The sequence below is a fragment of the Pseudonocardia sp. NPDC049635 genome (assembly GCF_040659795.1).
GTDB lineage: Bacteria > Actinomycetota > Actinomycetes > Mycobacteriales > Pseudonocardiaceae > Pseudonocardia.
The window spans coordinates 126,977-144,685 of sequence record NZ_JBFAON010000015.1; the positions used below are offsets into that span (position 1 = coordinate 126,977).

General features: G+C 74.4%; 18 protein-coding genes. 16 read left to right on the top strand and 2 right to left on the bottom strand.

Annotated elements, in window-relative coordinates; genetic code table 11:
* The first annotated feature begins 72 nt into the window (after window positions 1-72).
* From AB0J24_RS18800 to hpt, 3 genes are all read left to right on the top strand, one after another.
* Entirely contained in the window at window positions 73-1,140 is a 1,068-nt protein-coding gene (locus AB0J24_RS18800; protein WP_358682998.1) for a zinc-dependent metalloprotease, read from the top strand.
* Window positions 1,119-2,294: a tRNA lysidine(34) synthetase TilS gene (gene tilS / locus AB0J24_RS18805; RefSeq protein WP_358682961.1), complete on the top strand. Its 1,176-nt coding sequence runs from the start codon at window positions 1,119-1,121 to the stop codon at window positions 2,292-2,294. The genes AB0J24_RS18800 and tilS overlap by 22 nt, the downstream gene beginning before the upstream one ends.
* Window positions 2,295-2,356: 62 nt before the next feature.
* A complete protein-coding gene (gene hpt / locus AB0J24_RS18810; RefSeq protein ID WP_358682963.1) occupies window positions 2,357-2,917 on the top strand; it encodes a hypoxanthine phosphoribosyltransferase in 561 nt (186 codons plus the stop codon).
* 7 nt (window positions 2,918-2,924) lie between these two features.
* Here the strand turns inward: hpt and AB0J24_RS18815 are convergent, their stop codons facing one another.
* Window positions 2,925-3,902 carry a serine protease gene (locus AB0J24_RS18815; protein ID WP_358682965.1) on the bottom strand — a complete coding sequence of 326 codons (978 nt, stop codon included), beginning with the start codon at window positions 3,900-3,902 and terminating at the stop codon, window positions 2,925-2,927.
* Window positions 3,903-4,250: 348 nt separating this feature from the next.
* Between AB0J24_RS18815 and ftsH the strand changes: the two genes are divergently transcribed.
* From ftsH to AB0J24_RS18870, 11 genes are all read left to right on the top strand, one after another.
* Window positions 4,251-6,851 (top strand): ATP-dependent zinc metalloprotease FtsH, encoded by a 2,601-nt coding sequence (ftsH, locus tag AB0J24_RS18820; RefSeq protein ID WP_358682967.1) that lies wholly within the window; start codon window positions 4,251-4,253, stop codon window positions 6,849-6,851.
* Window positions 6,852-6,919: 68 nt separating this feature from the next.
* A complete protein-coding gene (folE, locus tag AB0J24_RS18825) occupies window positions 6,920-7,507 on the top strand; it encodes a GTP cyclohydrolase I FolE (RefSeq protein WP_358683000.1) in 588 nt (195 codons plus the stop codon).
* Between the two features lie 49 nt (window positions 7,508-7,556).
* The gene (gene folP, locus AB0J24_RS18830; RefSeq protein ID WP_358683002.1) at window positions 7,557-8,402 is read left to right on the top strand and encodes a dihydropteroate synthase; all 846 of its coding nucleotides are present in this window, start codon (window positions 7,557-7,559) and stop codon (window positions 8,400-8,402) included.
* Window positions 8,395-8,760: a dihydroneopterin aldolase gene (gene folB / locus AB0J24_RS18835; RefSeq protein WP_358682969.1), complete on the top strand. Its 366-nt coding sequence runs from the start codon at window positions 8,395-8,397 to the stop codon at window positions 8,758-8,760. The genes folP and folB overlap by 8 nt, the downstream gene beginning before the upstream one ends.
* On the top strand, window positions 8,757-9,278 hold the full coding sequence (gene folK / locus AB0J24_RS18840) for a 2-amino-4-hydroxy-6-hydroxymethyldihydropteridine diphosphokinase (protein ID WP_358682971.1): 522 nt from the start codon (window positions 8,757-8,759) through the stop codon (window positions 9,276-9,278). The genes folB and folK overlap by 4 nt, the downstream gene beginning before the upstream one ends.
* A complete protein-coding gene (locus tag AB0J24_RS18845) occupies window positions 9,275-9,802 on the top strand; it encodes a DUF3180 domain-containing protein (RefSeq protein ID WP_358682973.1) in 528 nt (175 codons plus the stop codon). Before folK ends, AB0J24_RS18845 begins: the two co-directional genes overlap by 4 nt.
* 55 nt (window positions 9,803-9,857) lie before the next feature.
* On the top strand, window positions 9,858-11,297 hold the full coding sequence (locus AB0J24_RS18850) for a PrsW family glutamic-type intramembrane protease (RefSeq protein WP_358682974.1): 1,440 nt from the start codon (window positions 9,858-9,860) through the stop codon (window positions 11,295-11,297).
* Between the two features lie 146 nt (window positions 11,298-11,443).
* On the top strand, window positions 11,444-12,379 hold the full coding sequence (locus AB0J24_RS18855; protein WP_358682975.1) for a DUF2520 domain-containing protein: 936 nt from the start codon (window positions 11,444-11,446) through the stop codon (window positions 12,377-12,379).
* A gap of 32 nt (window positions 12,380-12,411) precedes the next feature.
* Window positions 12,412-13,248 carry a pantoate--beta-alanine ligase gene (panC, locus tag AB0J24_RS18860; RefSeq protein WP_358683004.1) on the top strand — a complete coding sequence of 279 codons (837 nt, stop codon included), beginning with the start codon at window positions 12,412-12,414 and terminating at the stop codon, window positions 13,246-13,248.
* Window positions 13,249-13,263: 15 nt separating this feature from the next.
* Window positions 13,264-13,674, top strand: a complete 411-nt coding sequence (gene panD / locus AB0J24_RS18865; RefSeq protein ID WP_358682977.1) for an aspartate 1-decarboxylase — start codon at window positions 13,264-13,266, stop codon at window positions 13,672-13,674.
* A gap of 3 nt (window positions 13,675-13,677) precedes the next feature.
* Complete coding sequence (locus tag AB0J24_RS18870; RefSeq protein ID WP_358682979.1) at window positions 13,678-14,484, top strand: type III pantothenate kinase; 807 nt, start codon at window positions 13,678-13,680, stop codon at window positions 14,482-14,484.
* Between the two features lie 9 nt (window positions 14,485-14,493).
* On the opposite strand, the gene AB0J24_RS18875 is transcribed toward AB0J24_RS18870, so the two are convergent.
* Window positions 14,494-15,273 (bottom strand): class I SAM-dependent methyltransferase, encoded by a 780-nt coding sequence (locus tag AB0J24_RS18875; protein ID WP_358682981.1) that lies wholly within the window; start codon window positions 15,271-15,273, stop codon window positions 14,494-14,496.
* 130 nt (window positions 15,274-15,403) lie between these two features.
* Between AB0J24_RS18875 and lysS the strand changes: the two genes are divergently transcribed.
* A complete protein-coding gene (lysS, locus tag AB0J24_RS18880; protein WP_358682983.1) occupies window positions 15,404-16,906 on the top strand; it encodes a lysine--tRNA ligase in 1,503 nt (500 codons plus the stop codon).
* A gap of 265 nt (window positions 16,907-17,171) precedes the next feature.
* Window positions 17,172-17,516 carry an Lsr2 family protein gene (locus AB0J24_RS18885; RefSeq protein WP_358682985.1) on the top strand — a complete coding sequence of 115 codons (345 nt, stop codon included), beginning with the start codon at window positions 17,172-17,174 and terminating at the stop codon, window positions 17,514-17,516.
* The last annotated feature ends 193 nt before the right edge of the window (window positions 17,517-17,709 follow it).

Here is a 17,709-nt window from a genome sequence, read left to right on the forward strand (position 1 = left end):
GACCGGCCGGCCCACTCCGCGGTCGCGGGTAGCGTGGCGTCCATGCAGCCCGACGCGACCGGCCCGGCCACGATGACCGATCCCGCTCCCGCGTCGGCCGGGGGCGTCGAGCGGGGCCTGCCGGTGAACTGGTCGCTCGCCGCGAGCACGGCGTCCCGGTTGATGCCGGCGGGGCCCCGCACCACCCCGGCGGCCGCGCGGGAGCTGGTCGAGCGGCTCCGGGCCGACTCGGCCCGCGCCGAGGGCCACGTCCGTGAGGTCACCGGCCTCGGTGCGGGCCTGCCGCTGCTGCCCGCCGACGTGCTCGACCGCCCGGCCTGGGCCCGCGCCGCCAGCGAGGGCATGAACGCGCTGACCTCCCGCGCGCAGCTGCCTGCCTCGCCGTGGCTGCTGCGCGGCGTGACCGCGGCCGGGTCCGGCGTCCAGCTCGGCGCGTTGCTCGCCTACCTCGGGGCCCGGGTGCTGGGCCAGTACGACCCGTTCGGCGGGCCCGACGGCGGCGGCCGGCTGATGGTCGTCGCGCCCAACGTGCACGCCGCGACCGCGACCCTCGGCGTCGACGGCGAGCAGTTCGGCCTGTGGGTGTGCCTGCACGAGGCCACCCACCGGTTGCAGTTCACCGCGGTGCCGTGGCTGCGCGACCACTTCGCCGGGCTGGTCGCCGAGCTGCTCTCGCTGCAGGAGCCGGACACCGCGACGCTCACCCGGTTGCCGGAGGCGATCCGCTCGCTGCGCGGCGAGGACGGCGGGAAGGGCGACGTGCTGGCACTCGTCGAGCTCCTGCAGGGGCCCGAGCAGCGCGCCGTGCTCGACCGGCTGCTCGCCCTGTCCACCCTGCTGGAGGGGCACGCCGACCACGTGATGGACGCCGTCGGCCCGGACGTCGTTCCGGACGTCGCGGTGATCCGCCGCCGGTTCACCGAGCGCCGCCGCGGCGGCGGGCTGGTGGACCGGTTGTTGCGGACCCTGCTGGGTGTCGAGGCGAAGATGCGGCAGTACGCGGTCGGCGCGGCGTTCTGCCGCGAGGTGGAGGCCGCCGTCGGGATGGACGGTCTCAACCGGGTCTGGGAGTCGCCGCAGACCCTGCCGAGCCGTGCCGAGCTCGCCGAGCCGCAGGCGTGGCTGCGCCGGCTGGGGTGAACCGCCCGGCCGCCCGGCGGGTGCGGGCGGCGGTGCGTGCGGCCCTCGACCGGCTCGGTGCCACCGGCGAGGAGGCCCGCCGGGCGCCGCCGCTGGTCGGCTGCTCGGGCGGCGCGGACTCCACCGCACTGGTGCACGCCGTCCGGGAGGCCGTGGACGGACCGGTGCACGCGCTCGTCGTCGACCACGGCCTGCAGGAGGGTTCCGCGGAACGCTCCGCCGCGCTGGCCGCCGCCCTGTGTGCCTCCGGTGTGGACGCGCGGGTGCAGCGGGTCCGGGTGGCGGGCCCGGGCGGTACCGAGGCCGCCGCCCGCCGGGCGCGCCGGGCGGCGCTGCTCGCCGCCCGCCCGCATCCGTCCTCGGCGGTGCTGCTCGGGCACACCCTCGACGACCAGGCCGAGACGGTGCTGCTCGGGTTGGCCAGGGGATCCGGGGCACGCTCGCTCGCCGGGATGCGGCCGTGGTCGCCACCGTGGCTGCGCCCGCTTCTGGGTCTGCGCCGCGCGGACACCGCGTCGGCCTGCGCCGAGCTGGGTCTGCCGGTCTGGGAGGACCCGCACAACGCCGATCCCCGGTTCACCAGGGTGCGGGTGCGCCGCGAGGTGCTGCCGCTGCTGGAGGAGGTCCTGGGCGGCGGCGTCGCCCAGGCGCTCGCGCGGACCGCGGCCCAGCTGGGCGACGACGACGACGCCCTCGCGCAGGCGGCCGCCCGGCTCGCGGCGCAGGCCGCGGCGACCGACGGTTGCGGACCCGGGACCGGCACCGCGGGCCCGCGGTCGGCGACGCAGGGTGACCGGCCGGCCACCGCGTCCGGTGCGCGACCGGGTGATCTGAGCGACAGCGGCGGCACCGGATCCGGCCGGGCGGAGCCCGCGCCGCCGGCCGCGGACGGCCTCTGCGACCCCGCCACACCGTCCCTCGACACCGCGGTCCTGGCCGCCGCCCCGGCGGCCGTTCGACGCCGGGTACTGCGGGAATGGCTCACCGAGCACGGTGTCCGGGCGCTCACCGACGAGCAGTTGCGGCGCGCCGACGACCTCGTCGGGCGGTGGCGCGGACAGGGCGGACCCACCCTCGGAGGAGGCTTGGAGCTGGTCCGCACGCGTGGCAGGCTCGTGCTGCGCCGCCGCCGCTGGGGGCGTGACCGGGCGTGACCGACACCCCGGTGGCAGTCGGCCGGGGCTGTCGGTTCCGGGCACGAGGGAGACGTGAGCGCGTGTACGACGGTGACATCTCCTCGGTGCTGGTCACCGAGGAGCAGGTGCGGGAGAAGACCGCCGAGCTGGCCCGTCAGATCGCCGAGGACTACGCCGACGTCGTGCAGGGCGGCCGGGAGAACGACCTGGTGCTGATCGGCGTGCTCAAGGGCGCCGTCATGTTCATGACCGACTTCGCCAGGGCGCTGCCGTTGCCGACCCAGCTCGAGTTCATGGCGGTCAGCTCCTACGGCTCCTCCACCTCGTCGTCCGGGGTGGTGCGGATCCTCAAGGACCTCGACCGGGACATCGCGGGCAGGCACGTCCTGATCGTCGAGGACATCATCGACTCCGGGCTGACCCTCAACTGGTTGCGCGGCAACCTGCAGACCCGCTCGCCCGCCTCGCTCGAGGTGGTCGCGCTGCTGCGCAAGCCGGATGCGGTGAAGGTCGACGTGCCGGTCCGCTACGTCGGCTTCGACATCCCGAACGAGTTCGTCGTCGGGTACGGGCTGGACTACGCCGAGCGCTACCGCGACCTGCCCTACATCGGCACCCTGGACCCGAAGGTCTACGCCTGAACGGGTCTCAGTGCCCGAGCCCCGGCCCGGCCGGGATCGCCAGCGCGCGCGGGTCCACACCGGACGGGGTCGGGTCGAACGGCGGCCCCGCGGCCAGGGTGAGCCCCCGCGGGCCGTCGGTGCGCTCCGCGTAGTCCAGCGCCCGACCCAGGTCGGTGTACTCGATGCTGGGCCGGTCCGCGGTCGTCGACAGGCTGGACAGGACGCCGACCGCGCGGCCCTCGCCGTCCAGCAGCGGGCTGCCGGACTCCCCGGCCACCCCCGGCACCAGGGAGTACACGGTGTGCCCCCAGCCGCCGCCGACCGCACCCGCGATCGCCCCGGCCCGCGCCCCGAGGGTGCGCGCCCCGGTGGCGTCCGGCGGGTTGGCGAGGCCGAACACCGGCGTGCCGACGGCCGGCGGGTCGGTCCGGACCCCTTCGGGGCCCCCGAAGAACGGCACTGCCGCGCCCACCGCCGGGGCGGCGCCGCGCGGCAGCTCGACCAGCGCCAGGTCGTTGTAGGCGCAGGTGTCGGGGTCACGTTCACCGCGGGCCTGCATGGTGTTCCACGAGCTCCACGCCAGGGTCCCGGTGACGGTCCGGTCCGCGCCGCGCACGGTCACCGGGGTGCCGAGCGGCACGGTGTCGGAGGTGCAGCCGTCGGTCTCGGTCTCGTCGCCGGTCCCGCCGCAGTGCGCGGCCTGGGCGAGGAACGTCCGCCCGCCTGCGGTGAGCACGAACCCGGCGGTGCAGAGTCCGGCGCCCGCGGTCTCGGTGACCACGCCCGGTCCGACCGGTGCGGGCCCCGGCAGGACCGCCGGGCGGGTGGGCACCGGCTCCGCGCGGGCCGTGGTCGCGATCCCGACCGGTGGGCCCGCCGGGGCCACCGGGTCCGCGGACGGCGTGGTGGTCAGGGTCAGTGCGGCCGAGACGGCCAGGCAGGCCGCCAGCACCGGCACCGTCCGGCGGGATCCGTGGGAGCCGCCGCCCCCGCGCCATGTCATCCGATCCGCCCCTCCCGACCCGCCGAGCAGCCCGGTTCCGCCGGACGGAGCAGGACCCGAGCGCGGTGCGCCGCCGGTCCGGCACCGAGCGTGCCCCACAGTTGTCCCACACCGGGCTCCGGAGGTGTGCGGCGGGACACCCCTGTGGGGGAACCGGGCAGGTCGGCCACGCGTTGGCCCGGGTGGACGGCCGGGCACGGTCGTGAACAGCCGGATCCGCCCGGCGCGCTCGCCGTGGCGTGCGTCTATCCTGGCGGGTCAGGGCCGTCCGGCGGGGCGGTCGTACTCTCCGCCGCCGCTGCCGTGAACCACTCTCGGGAAGGTGAAGGCCACCCAGGCCGACGTTGCATGGATCGCAAGCGCCTGCTCCGTAACCCGTTGATCTGGATCCTCGTCGCGCTCCTGATCTACCTCGGGTTCAGCTTCATGTTCGACGACACCCGGGGCTACACCGAGGTCCCGACCTCGGTCGCGCTCGCGCAGATCCAGGAGGGCAACGTCCGTGACGCCCTCGTCGAGGATCGGGAGCAGCAACTCCGGCTGACGCTGAACGCGCCGGTCGACGGCGACACCCAGATCATCACCCAGTACCCGGCGCAGCTGTCCGGTCAGATCTTCGAGTCGCTGCGCGGCGTCGAGGGCATCGGCGAGTACGACACGGTCGTGCGTCAGGACTCGTTCCTGTCCTCGCTGCTGATCATGATGATCCCGCTGGCGCTGGTCCTGATCATCCTGTTCTGGTTCCTGAACAACGCCCAGGGCGGCGGGAACCGGGTCATGAGCTTCGGCAAGTCCAAGGCCAAGCAGCTGAACAAGGACATGCCGAAGAACATGTTCTCCGACGTCGCAGGTGCCGACGAGGCGGTCGAGGAACTCCACGAGATCAAGGACTTCCTGCAGAACCCGGCCCGCTACCAGGCGCTCGGCGCGAAGATCCCGAAGGGCGTGCTGCTCTACGGTCCGCCCGGCACCGGCAAGACCCTGCTGGCCCGGGCCGTGGCCGGCGAGGCGGGCGTGCCGTTCTACACGATCTCCGGCTCGGACTTCGTCGAGATGTTCGTCGGCGTCGGCGCCTCCCGGGTGCGTGACCTGTTCGAGCAGGCCAAGCAGAACGCGCCCTGCATCATCTTCGTCGACGAGATCGACGCGGTCGGCCGGCAGCGTGGCGCGGGCCTCGGCGGCGGGCACGACGAGCGCGAGCAGACGCTGAACCAGCTGCTGGTCGAGATGGACGGTTTCGACGCCCGCGGCGGCATCATCCTCATCGCGGCCACCAACCGGCCGGACATCCTGGACCCGGCGCTGCTGCGCCCGGGCCGGTTCGACCGGCAGATCCCGGTCACGGCGCCCGATCTGGCAGGCCGCCGCGCGATCCTGCACGTGCACGCGAAGGGCAAGCCGTTCGCCGACGACGTCGACTTCGAGTCGCTCGCCAAGCGCACCGTCGGCATGTCCGGCGCCGACCTGGCGAACGTGATCAACGAGGCGGCGCTGCTGACCGCCCGCGAGCACGGCACCACGATCACCGGTGCCGCGCTGGAGGAGGCGGTCGACCGGGTCGTCGGGGGCCCCAAGCGGAAGTCGAAGATCGTCTCCGAGCGGGAGAAGAAGATCACCGCCTACCACGAGGGCGGGCACGCGCTGGCCGCGTGGGCGATGCCGGACCTCGAACCGGTCTACAAGCTCACGATCCTGCCGCGCGGACGCACCGGCGGGCACGCGCTCGTCGTCCCCGAGGACGACAAGGGCCTGATGACCCGCGCCGAGATGATCGCCCGGCTGGTGTTCGCGATGGGCGGGCGCTCGGCGGAGGAGCTGGTGTTCCACGAGCCGACCACCGGGGCGTCCTCCGACATCGACCAGGCCACCAAGATCGCCCGCGCGATGGTCACCGAGTACGGCATGAGCGCGAAGCTCGGCGCGGTGCGCTACGGCCGCGAGCAGGGCGACCCGTTCCTCGGCCGCTCGATGGGTACCCAGGCGGACTACTCGCTGGAGGTCGCCCACGAGATCGACGAGGAAGTGCGCAAGCTCATCGAGGCCGCGCACACCGAGGCGTGGGAGATCCTCAACACCTACCGCGACGTGCTCGACGACCTGGTGCTGGAACTCCTGGAGAAGGAGACGCTGAACCGCCGCGACCTGGAGCGGATCTTCGGATCGGTGGAGAAGCGGCCGCGGATCACCGCCTTCGACGACTTCGGCGAGCGGACGCCGTCGGAGAAGCCGCCGATCAAGACGCCCCGCGAGCTGGCGCACGAGCGCGGCGAGGTCCTGCCCGAGGACCAGGAGCGGGCTCCGGAGCCGGTCGGTGCGGGTGTCAACGGTTACGGCGACGCCCCGGGCACGCCCGGGGCCTCCCCGTTCCCGGCGGGCGGCGCCACCCAGGCCCGGCCGGACGCGCCCAACGACGGCGGTTACGGCGCCGGCAACGGTCACGGCGCGAACGGTGCCCAGAACGGCGGTGCCCCGAACGGCGGTGCGCCGCAGGGAGCTGCGCCCGGTGGTGGTGCTCCGCACGGTGGTGCGCCCGACCGGGGTGCTCCCTACGGCGGCGCACCCGGTGGCGGTGCTCCCTACGGGGGCGTGGCGGGCGGCAACGGCTGGGGCGGCGCCCCGGCAGGTGCGCCCCGGCCGGGTCACCAGGGCGGCTTCCCGCAGCCGCCGCCCGCGGTGGCACCGAACTACGGTGCCCCGCCGGACTGGCGGCCCGCCACCACGCCGCGCGGCCAGACCTGGCCGCCGCCGAACTGGAGCGGCCGCGACCAGGGCACCCAGCAGCAGAACCCGCGGCAGCAGCCGGGACAGCCGGCACCGGGCCACGGTGCGGACCCGCAGCAGGGTGGCGCACCCGGCAACGGTCCGCGGCCGGGACCGGCCGGCGACGGCACGCCGGCGCCCGACGCCGGTGAGAACCGGCGCGGTACGGACCCGGGGGCAGAACACTGAGCACGTCGACCACGGACGGGGCCGGTGCCGGGGCGCCCACCGTGCGCTCCTCCGCCGTCGCGGCCGGGATCACCGAGGCCGTGCCGGAGGGGGTGGACCTGGCCCGCGCCGAGAAGGCCGTCCGCGAGCTGTTGATCGCGGTCGGGGAGGACCCGGACCGTGCGGGCCTGCGGGAGACCCCGGCTCGGGTCGCGCGGGCGTACGGCGAGATCTTCGCCGGGTTGTTCGTCGACCCGGACACGGTTCTGGAGAAGACGTTCGACGAGGGGCACGGCGAGCTGGTCCTGGTCAAGGACATCCCGATGTTCTCGACCTGCGAGCACCACCTGGTGCCCTTCCACGGCGTGGCGCACGTGGGGTACATCCCGGCGGTCGAGGGCCAGGTCACTGGCCTGTCCAAGATCGCCAGGGTGGTCGATCTCTACGCCAAGCGCCCGCAGGTGCAGGAGCGGCTGACCGCCCAGGTCGCCGATGCGCTGGTGCGCAAGCTGAACCCGCGCGCGGTGATCGTCGTGATCGAGGCCGAGCACCTGTGCATGGCCATGCGCGGCATCCGCAAGCCCGGTTCGCGCACCACCACCTCGGCGGTCCGCGGGCTGTTCAAGAGCTCCGCCTCCTCGCGCGCGGAGGCTCTGTCACTGATCAGGGGGTCCTGACGTGGTCGCCCCGGACGGCTCCCTCCCCGACCTGGGCCGCTGCGCGGTGATGGGCATCCTCAACGTCACACCGGACTCGTTCTCCGACGGCGGCCGCTACCTGGACCGTTCGCACGCCGTCGCGCACGGTGTCGCGATGCGCGACGCCGGGGCGGATCTCGTCGACGTCGGTGGTGAGTCGACCAGGCCGGGTGCCCAGCGGGTGGACGCGGCGACCGAGCGGGACCGGGTCCTGCCGGTGGTCCGCGAGCTGGTCGACGCCGGTGTCCGGGTCAGCGTCGACACCACCCGGTCCGAGGTCGCCGCCGCCTGCGTCGAGGCGGGCGCCGCGATGGTCAACGACGTCTCGGGGGGCCTCGCCGACCCGCGGATGGCGGCCGTGGTCGCCGAGACCCGGGTGCCGTGGGTGCTGATGCACTGGCGCGGGCACAGCTCCACGATGCAGCAGCTCGCCGGTTACGAGGACGTGATCGGCGAGGTGCGCCAGGAGCTCGTCGCCCGGGTCGACCACGCGGTGATGGCCGGGGTCGATCCCGCCCGGATCGTGCTCGACCCCGGCCTGGGGTTCGCGAAGACGGCCGCGCACAACTGGGCACTGCTGCGTCGGCTCGACGTCCTGGTCGGGCTGGGGTTCCCGGTCCTGGTCGGGGCGTCGCGCAAGCGGTTCCTCGGCGAACTGCTCGCCGCCGAGGACGGCACGCCGCGTCCGCCCGCCGGGCGCGAGGTCGCCACCGCCGCGATCAGCGCCATCGCCGCGAACGCGGGCGTCTGGGGGGTACGCGTGCACGACGTCGGGGCCACGATGGACGCGGTCGCCGTCAGCGCCGCCTGCCGGTTGGGTGCGACCCGGGCCCGGCCGGCGTCCGAGTCCTCCCGGGGGCCGGGCGGTGAGTGACCGGATCGAGCTGCGCGGGCTGCGGGTGCGCGGCACGCACGGCGTGTTCGAGCACGAGCGCCGCGACGGCCAGGAGTTCGTCGTGGACCTCGTGGTGCACGCCGAGCTGGCGGCGGCGGCGGCGTCCGACGAGCTGGCCGACACCCTCGACTACGGCGCGCTCGCCCAGCTCGCCGCCGCGGTCGTCGGCGGCCCCCCGCGGAACCTGATCGAGTCGGTGGCGGGCGCGGTCGCCGATGCCGTCCTCGACTCGGACGAGCGCATCGGTGAGGTCGAGGTGACGCTGCACAAACCGTCCGCGCCGATCCCGCTGACCTTCGACGACGTCGCGGTCGTGCTGCGTCGGAGCCGGTCGTGACCCGGGCGGTGCTGTCCCTCGGCTCGAACCTGGGTGACCGGATCGGCCACCTGCGCGCGGTCGTCGCCGACCTGGGGCCGGCGCTCGTCGCCGCCTCGCCGGTGTTCGAGACGGCGCCGTGGGGGGTCACCGACCAGCCGGACTTCCTCAACGCGGTACTGATCGCCGACGACCCGGCGCGCGACGCGTGGGACTGGCTGCGGCACGGCCAGGCGCTCGAGACCGCCTCCGGCCGGGTCCGCGAGCAGCGGTGGGGCCCGCGGACCCTCGACGTCGACATCGTGCAGGTGGACGGACGGGACGGGCCGGTGCTCTCCGACGATCCGGAGCTGCTGTTGCCCCACCCAGGGACGCCCGGGCGGGCGACCGTGCTGCTGCCGTGGCTCGCGGCCGATCCCGGCGCCGTCCTGCACGGGCACGGCCCGGTCGGTGACCTCCTGGGCCGCCTCGGCCCGGACGGGTGCGACGGCGTCCACCGGCGTGACGACCTGCCGCTGCGCCCCGGCGGGCCGCGGTGACCAGCCCCGGGCCGGGCCGGTTCCGCCCGGGGCCCGGTGGGGACCCCCGGCCCACCGTGGCGCCGACCCGGATCCGTGACCTGGCCGCGATCGCGGTGGTCGCGGCCCTGCTCGGCAACATTCTCGTCCAGCTGACATATTCGATGATCCCGCCGTTGCCGGTCGCGGCCGGGGTGACGATCGGGGTGCTCGCGGTCGCCGAGTTCGGCGGCGGGTTCGTGCTGCGCCGCCGGATCGAGCGCCGCGGCGGGGCGGCCCCGGTCCCTGCGCTGGTGGCCGCGCGGGCGGTGCTCCTGGCGAAGGCGTCCTCGGTGGCGGGCGCGGTCATCGCCGGGTTGTGGGCGGGCCTGTTGATGCACACGCTGCCGCGGGCCGACGTGGTGGTGGCCGCCTTCCGGGACAGCGTGACCGCCGGGATCGGGCTGCTCTGTGCGTTGCTGCTGGTCGGCGGCGCGCTCTGGCTGGAGTACTGCTGCCGGGCCCCGGACGACCCCGACGAGCCGGACGTCACCGCGCGGTCCTGACCCGTCGGCGCGTGCGACCGGTGCGTCGGCGAGGAGTTCTCTACTCTTGCGGGCCATGGGTTCACCCGCGGTGTCCGGACGTACCTACGCGCCGGTGCCGGCTCCCTCGGCGAAGCGGCGCGGGGTCCTGCTCCCGGTCGTCGGACTGGTCGTGCTCGCCCTGCTGACCGTCATCACGATCGGGATCCTGCAGCGGGCGGTCGGGACGGCGGGTGTCGTGGTCGGCACCCTCGTCGCGTTGCTCCCGGTCGTCCCGGTGGTGGCCGCGTTCCTGTGGGTGGACCGGTGGGAGCCGGAACCGCCGCGGATGCTGATGGGCGCCTTCCTCTGGGGCGCCGGGTTCGCGGCACTGGTCTCGCTGTTGATCAACACGAGCGCATCGGTGGTGCTCGACGCCGCAGCCGGACGAGGCGCCGGGGACCTGTTCGGCCCGATCGTGGTCGCGCCGATCGTGGAGGAGTTCGCCAAGGGACTGTTCCTGGTGGGCCTGCTGCTGTTCCGGCGCCGTGAGTTCGACGGCATCGTCGACGGCATCGTCTACGCCGGCATCGTCGGTGCGGGTTTCGCCTTCAGCGAGAACATCCTCTATCTCGGTCGGGCGGTCTCCGATCCGGAGACCGCGGGCGTGCTCGCCACCCTGTTCGTCCGCGGTGTCGCGTCGCCGTTCGCGCACCCGCTGTTCAGCTGCATGATCGGTATCGCGGCCGGGGTCGCGGTGGCCAGCCGCAGCGTCGGGGTACGGGTGCTGGCGCTGAGCGCCGGCTACGTCGCCGCGGTGGTGCTGCACGCGCTGTGGAACGGTGCGTCCGTGCTCGCCGCCACACCCGGCGGCTTCTTCCAGGTCTACCTCTTCGTGATGGTGCCGATCTTCGTCGGGCTGATCACGCTGGTGGTCTACGCCCGCCGGCGCGAGGCCAGGATCGTGGCGGCCCAGCTGCCCGGGTTCGCCGCGGCGGGCTGGATCGCGCCGAGCGAGGTGCCGTTGCTGGCCCGGCTGTCCCGGCGGAAGGGGTGGCGGGCGCTGGTCCGGAAGCGTTCCGGCCGGGCGGCGGCCAAGGCGGTCGCCGACTACCAGGCGGCGGTGACCGAGCTGGCGTTCATGCGGAACCGGATCGCCCGCGGCGCGGTCCGGGACAGCGCGCGGGAGCTGCACGACGAGAAGCTGGCCGCGGTGCTGCGGACCCGTGCGGTCGCGGTCGGGGTACCGGAGGCACTGGTGGCGGCGTGGGCCCGGCAGCGCCCGTCCGGCTGGGAGCCGCCGCCCCCCGCCGCCCCGGACGGGAGCTTCTCCGGGGCGCACCGGATCCCGACCCTCGACGACCTGCCGACCGGTGGGGACGGCCCGCCCCGCGGATGGGCGCCCCGGCCCGCGGGCCCGGGTCCGGCCGAAGGGGCCACCCGGCCGGTCCGGCGCCCGGGTGATCCCGCGCCCCGCAGCCACCGTCCCGGCGACCCCGGCGACCCGGGCCCGACCCGGCCGATGCGCAGGCCGTGATCGGGTGAGACCCGTCATAGGGGCGTTCGGGGGGGCCCGCGCGCGTCTACCCTCGCGGCTGGCGCACGGCCACCGGAGGCCGGGTGCACCGCGGATTGCCCGACCGGTACCGAGACGGACCGGAGCGGGAGGAAACGGACAGTGACGTGAACGATGCCGGCCGCCCAGCGCGGCTCGCCGTGGGTGTGGTCTCCGCCGGACGGGTCGGTTCGGTTCTGGGTGCCGCCCTCACCAACGCCGGCCACCGCGTCGTGGCCGCCTCCGGGGTGTCCCGGGCCTCGCTGCGCCGGGCCGCCGAACTGCTCCCGGATGTCCCGCTGCTCCCGCCGGACGAGGTCTGCACGCGCTCGGACCTGGTGCTCCTCGCCGTTCCCGACGACGTCCTGCCCGGCCTGGTCCGCGGCCTGGCGGCCGCCGGATGCTTCCGGCCCGGCCAGATCGTGGTGCACACCGCCGGGTCGCACGGGGTCGCGGTGCTGGAGCCCGCCGCGGCGCACGGCGTGCTGCCGCTGGCCCTGCACCCGGCGATGACCGTCACCGGCCGCTCGGAGGACGTCGAGCGCCTCGCCTCCTGCTGCATCGGTGTCACCGCCCCCGGCGGGATCGGACCCGGCACCGACGCGGAGCCGCAGGATCCGCGCGACGCCGTCGGCTGGAGCGTCGCCGAGGCGCTCGTCCTGGAGATGTCGGCCGAACCGGTGCGCATCCCCGAGGCGGTGCGCCCGCTGTACCACGCGGCGCTCGCGCACGGCGCCAACCATCTGATGACGCTCGTCGGCGACTGCGTTCAGCTGCTGGAGTCGGCGGGCGTACGGCCCGCCGACCGGCTGGTCGCACCGCTGTTGTCGGCGGCGCTGGACAACGCGCTGCGGCACGGGGACCGGGCGCTGACCGGACCGGTGGCCCGGGGCGACTCGGGCACCGTCCGGACCCACCTGGAACGCATCACGGCCGCGGATCCCGAGCTGGCCGCCGGGTACCGCGCGCTGGCCGGGCGGACCGCCCGTCGCGCAGCAGCCGCCGGCCTGCTGGACCGCGCCGCACTGGACGACGTCGAGAAGGCCCTGGAGGAAGACCGGTGACCGCCACCCGTAACGGCTACGCGGCCGGCAGGCTGACCGTGCACTCGGATCCGGCGACGCTGACCCCGGTGACCCGGGCGCTGCGCGGCGCCGGGCGCAAGGTCGTGCTGATCCCCACGATGGGTGCCCTGCACGAGGGCCATCGCGAGCTGATCCGGCACGCCCGGCGGATGCCGGGCGCCGTCGTCCCGGTGGTCTCGATCTTCGTGAACCCGCTCCAGTTCGGCGCCGGGGAGGATCTGGAGCGCTACCCGCGCCCGCTGGAGGCCGATCTCGACGCCTGCCGGGAGGAGGGTGTCGAGCTGGTCCTCACCCCGGGGGTGGAGCACATGTACCCGCCCGGATCGCAGACCCGGGTGGCGGCGGGGGCGCTCGGCGAGGAGCTGGAGGGCGCGGCCCGGCCCGGCCACTTCGACGGCGTGCTCACCGTCGTCGCGAAGCTGTTCCACATCGTCGCCCCGGACGCGGCGGTCTTCGGCGAGAAGGACTACCAGCAGCTCACCCTGGTCCGCCGGATGGTGCGGGACCTGGACTTCGGGATTGCGATCGTCGGCGTGCCGACCGTCCGGGAGCAGGACGGTCTCGCGCTGTCCTCGCGCAACGCGTATCTCGATCCGGAGCAGCGGGCCCGCGCCGGGGTGCTGTCCAGGGCGCTCGCCGCCGGAGCCGGGGTCTCCGCCCGCGGCCACGACGCCGTCCTGGCCGCGGCGCGGGCCGCGCTCGACGGGGTGCCCGGTATCGAGCTCGACTACCTGACCCTGCGCGGAGCGGACCTGGGCCCGCCGCCCGAGACCGGCGAGGCCCGGCTGCTGGTCGCCGCCCGCCTGGGCCGCACCCGCCTCATCGACAACGTTCCCGTCGCGCTCTGACCCGAGGAGTCACCCGTGTACCGCACGATGATGAAGTCCAAGATCCACCGCGCGACCGTGACGCAGGCCGACCTGCACTACGTCGGCTCGGTCACCGTGGACGCCGACCTGATGGCCGCGGCGGACCTGCTGGAGGGCGAGCAGGTGTCGATCGTCGACATCACCAACGGCGCCCGCCTGGAGACCTACGTGATCACCGGTGAGCCCGGCTCCGGGGTGATCGGGATCAACGGTGCCGCCGCGCACCTGGTGCACCCCGGTGACCTGGTCATCCTGATCTCCTACGGTTCCTACGACGAGGCCGAGCTGCGCGAGTACCGGTCCCGGGTGGTGTTCGTCGACGCCGACAACCGGATCGCCGAGCTGGGCGCCGACCCGGGGCACGCCCCGGCGGGCTCGGGGCTGCTCTCGTCCGCGACGAGGTAGCCGGTGCTGCTCTGCATCGACGTCGGGAACACCCACGTCTCGCTCGGGCTCTACCCCGATCCCGCGGCCGGCGACGCCGGTGAGCTCCGCCCCGAGCCGGAGCGGCGTTGGCGGCTGCGTACCGACACCAGCGCCACCGCCGACGAGCTGGACCTGACGGTCACCGGGATGCTCGGACCGCGCTTCGCCGAGGTCACCGCGGTGGCCGCGCTGTCCACCGTGCCGGGGCCCTCCCGGGAGCTGCGCACCCTGTTGTCGCGCTGGTCGGGCCGGATGCAGACGCTCGTCGTCGGTCCGGGGGTGCGCACCGGTGTCCCGCTGCTGGTCGACCATCCGCGTGAGGTCGGCGCCGACCGGGTCGTCAACAGCCTCGCCGCGCACCACCTCTTCGGCACCACCTGCGTCTGCGTCGACCTGGGGACCTGCACCAACATCGACGTCGTCACCGCGAAGGGCGAGTTCCTCGGCGGAGCGCTGGCGCCCGGCATCGACATCGCGATGCAGGCGCTGGCCGACCGGGCCTCGTCGCTGCGGCCGGTCGACCTGGTCGAGCCGCGCTCGGTGATCGGCCGGACGACGGTGGAGGCCGTCCAGGCCGGTGTGCTCTACGGCGCGGCGGGGCAGGTCGACGGCCTGGTCCGCCGGATCCTGGCCGAGCTGGGGCCCGCCGCGGCGCCGGTGACGGTGATCGTCACCGGTGGTCTCGCGGAACTGGTGTACGGCCGGGCGGACACCGTCACCGAGCACGTGCCCGATCTCACCCTGCACGGCCTGCGGCTGACCCACCTGCGCCACCACCGCGCTCGCTGACCGTCCCGGTCAGGCGAGCAGGCGCGAGCGCCGCACGATCGTGCGCATCGGCATGACGAACGCGCCGTCGGGGTCCGCGATGCGCTCGGACAGGAAACCCCGGACGACTCCGAACAGCGCCTCCCGGTCGGCCGGGGAACTCAGCAGGGCCCAGGAATGGGTGGCGAGGTCGGCCAGATGGGCCTCGACGGTCGTGGGGCGCTCCCAGGCGATCCGGGCCTCGACCGGCTCGCCGAACCAGGGGGACCCGGGGTACCGGGGGCCCGCCGCCCCTCCGCCCGCCGGGTCGTCGGGGACGCGCCTGCCCCGCACGGTCAGCTCGCCCAGCTCCCGCACCCAGCCGACCTCGTCGTCGCCGCCGTTCCACAGCCCGGCGAGCACCCCACCGGGACGCAGCACCCGGGCCAGCTCCGGGACGGCGCGGTCGAGGTCGAACCAGTGCAGTGCCTGCCCGGCCAGCACGACGTCGACGTCGTCGTCGGGCAGCGGGATCCGCTCGGCCGACCCGGGCCGGGCGTCGGCATCGGGGGACCGCTCGCGCAGCACGGCGAGCATCTCCGGGTCCGGCTCGACCGCGACGACGTCGAGCCCGCGCGCCAGCAGTGGTCGGGTCAGCTTCCCGGTTCCGGCACCGAGGTCGAGCACCCGCGACCGGGCCTGCTCGTCGGCCCGCCCGGGTGCGCCCGTGAGGGCGGCGTCGAGCGCGGCTTCCGGGTAACCGGGGCGGGAGTCGTCGTACGCGCGGGCGACGGCACCGAAGCTCCGGGCGCGGACCCCGTCGATGTGCACGGTGCGAGCCTAGGACCGGTCGCCCGTGGCGCGATGCCGGCCGGGTCCCCGCGACACCGCCGGACACCGCCGGGCCCGGCCGGGGGGTGATGGCGGGCCGGTCGGGCCGGCGCCGATAGCCTGACCTGCCGTGAACACTCCCGGCACCCCCACGGACGACGACCTGCCCGAGCAGCTGCGGGTGCGCCGGGCCAAGCGGGCGGATCTGCTGGCCGCCGGCTCCGAGCCGTATCCGGTCGAGGTCGCGCGCACGCACACCCTGCGCCAGGTCCGCGACGCCCACCCCGATCTGCCGGCGGACACCGCGACCGGTGAGAAGGTGGCCGTGGCCGGGCGGGTCATCTTCGTGCGCAACACCGGGAAGCTGTGCTTCGCGACGCTGCGCGAGGGCGACGGCACCGAACTGCAGGCGATGCTGTCGCTGGACCGGGTCGGCGCCGAGGAACTGACCCGCTGGAAGTCGGTCGTCGACCTCGGCGACTTCGTCCTGGTCCGCGGCGAGGTCATCACCTCCCGGCGGGGGGAGCTCTCGGTGCAGGCCGACGAGTGGTCGATGGTCTCGAAGTCGGTCCGCCCGCTGCCGACCGCGCACAAGGAGCTCTCCGAGGAGAACCGGGTCCGGCAGCGCTACGTGGACCTGATCGTCCGCCCGCAGGCGCGGGAGACCGTGCGTTCCCGGTCCACCGTGCTACGGACCCTCCGGGAGGCGCTCACCGGGCGCGACTTCATCGAGGTCGAGACGCCGATGCTGCAGCTGCTGCACGGTGGCGCGACCGCCCGCCCGTTCGTGACGCACGCGAACGCGCTCGGCTCCGATCTGTACCTGCGGATTGCGCCGGAGCTGTTCCTGAAGCGCTGCGTGGTCGGCGGTATCGAGCGGGTCTTCGAGCTGAACCGGGTGTTCCGTAACGAGGGCATCGACTCGACGCATTCGCCGGAGTTCGCGATGCTGGAGGCCTACCAGGCCTACGCGACCTACGACGACATGGCCGTGCTCACTCGCGAGCTGATCCAGGCCTCGGCACGGGCTCTGTACGGCTCGACGACCGTCCGGCACCACGACGGCACCGAGCACGACCTCGGCGGTGAGTGGCGTTCGGTCACTCTCTACGACGCCGTCTCCGAGGCCGTCGGGTGCACTGTGAGTCCGGACACGGAACTGTCGGATCTGCAGCGGATCGCGGCCGAGCACGACGTCGACGTCACCGATTACCCGACGGCCGCGCAGATCGTCCTGGAGCTGTTCGAGAAGCTCGTCGAGCACACCCTGGTGGAACCGACGTTCGTGCGGGACTTCCCGGTCGAGGTGCGGCCGCTGACGCGGGCACATCGTGCCGACCCGCGATTGTCGGAGTCCTGGGACCTGATCGTCTTCGGGGTCGAGCTCGCGACCGCGTACTCCGAGCTCGTCGACCCGGTGGAACAGCGGGAACGACTCCAGGCGCAGTCGCTCAAGGCCGCGGCGGGCGATCCCGAGGCGATGCAGCTCGACGAGGACTTCCTGCGTGCCATGGAGTACGGCATGCCGCCGACCGGCGGGCTGGGCATGGGGATCGACAGATTGTTGATGACGCTGACCGGGCTCGGTATCCGGGAGACCATCCTGTTCCCGCTCGTTCGCGGGGAATCCTAGCCGCGGCCGGTGTCCGGCCCCGTCCCCGGTCGCGGTGTTCGCGGCCGGGGACGTCTGCTATCCGCGGCCCGATCGAGTGGCTTTCAGCTCGATTTTCCATTGACCGCGACCCTCGCTCGACGCGGTGAACATTTCTCGGTTACTGTGGAATCGAGTCGGTTCGGTGATGCGCAGGGCCTTGTCATTGCGTCCCGGTATTGCCCCGGTGGCCGCCGGGCCGGTTCGCCCGCATATACCTGCACGGTCTTTCAGGGAGGCTGCGACGATGGCGCAGATCAAAGAGGTCCGACTTGTCGACGATCTGACCGGCGACGCGGCCGACGAAACGATCGAGTTCGGCCTCGACGGCCGCAACTACGAGATCGACCTGACCGAGGGCAACGCGAAGAAGCTGCGTGACGTGCTCGCCGACTACGTGGCCGCGGCCCGCCGGGCGAGCGGTCCGGCGCGTCGCCGTGGTTCGGCGTCGAACACCGCCGCCCGCCGGCCCTCGGTCGACCGCGAGCAGAACCAGGCGATCCGCGAGTGGGCCCGCAAGCGCGGGATGAAGGTCTCCGACCGCGGCCGGATCCCGGCCGAGGTGCTCGAGGCGTACCACCAGGAGAACTGATCCCGGCACGCCCGGCCGGCTCGGCCGGTGCGGTGCGGCCACCGGCGGGACGGGTCTCGCCGTGGACCGGGCGCCCCGACCTGCTGCGGCCCGGGCGCGGCCGGCCCCGCGGAGCCAACGAGGTCGACCCGGCGATCCCGTTCGCCTCCGACCACACCCACGACTCCTACGACGGCACAGCGGCCGCCCTGTT

Coding starts and splice junctions, on each gene's coding strand:
- folP (WP_358683002.1), top strand. CDS start 7,557: ATGGGCATCCTCAACGTCACACCGGACTCGTTCTCCGACGGCGGCCGC.
- AB0J24_RS18885 (WP_358682985.1), top strand. CDS start 17,172: ATGGCGCAGATCAAAGAGGTCCGACTTGTCGACGATCTGACCGGCGAC.
- AB0J24_RS18815 (WP_358682965.1), bottom strand. CDS start 3,902: ATGACATGGCGCGGGGGCGGCGGCTCCCACGGATCCCGCCGGACGGTG.
- AB0J24_RS18800 (WP_358682998.1), top strand. CDS start 73: ATGACCGATCCCGCTCCCGCGTCGGCCGGGGGCGTCGAGCGGGGCCTG.
- ftsH (WP_358682967.1), top strand. CDS start 4,251: ATGGATCGCAAGCGCCTGCTCCGTAACCCGTTGATCTGGATCCTCGTC.
- AB0J24_RS18850 (WP_358682974.1), top strand. CDS start 9,858: ATGGGTTCACCCGCGGTGTCCGGACGTACCTACGCGCCGGTGCCGGCT.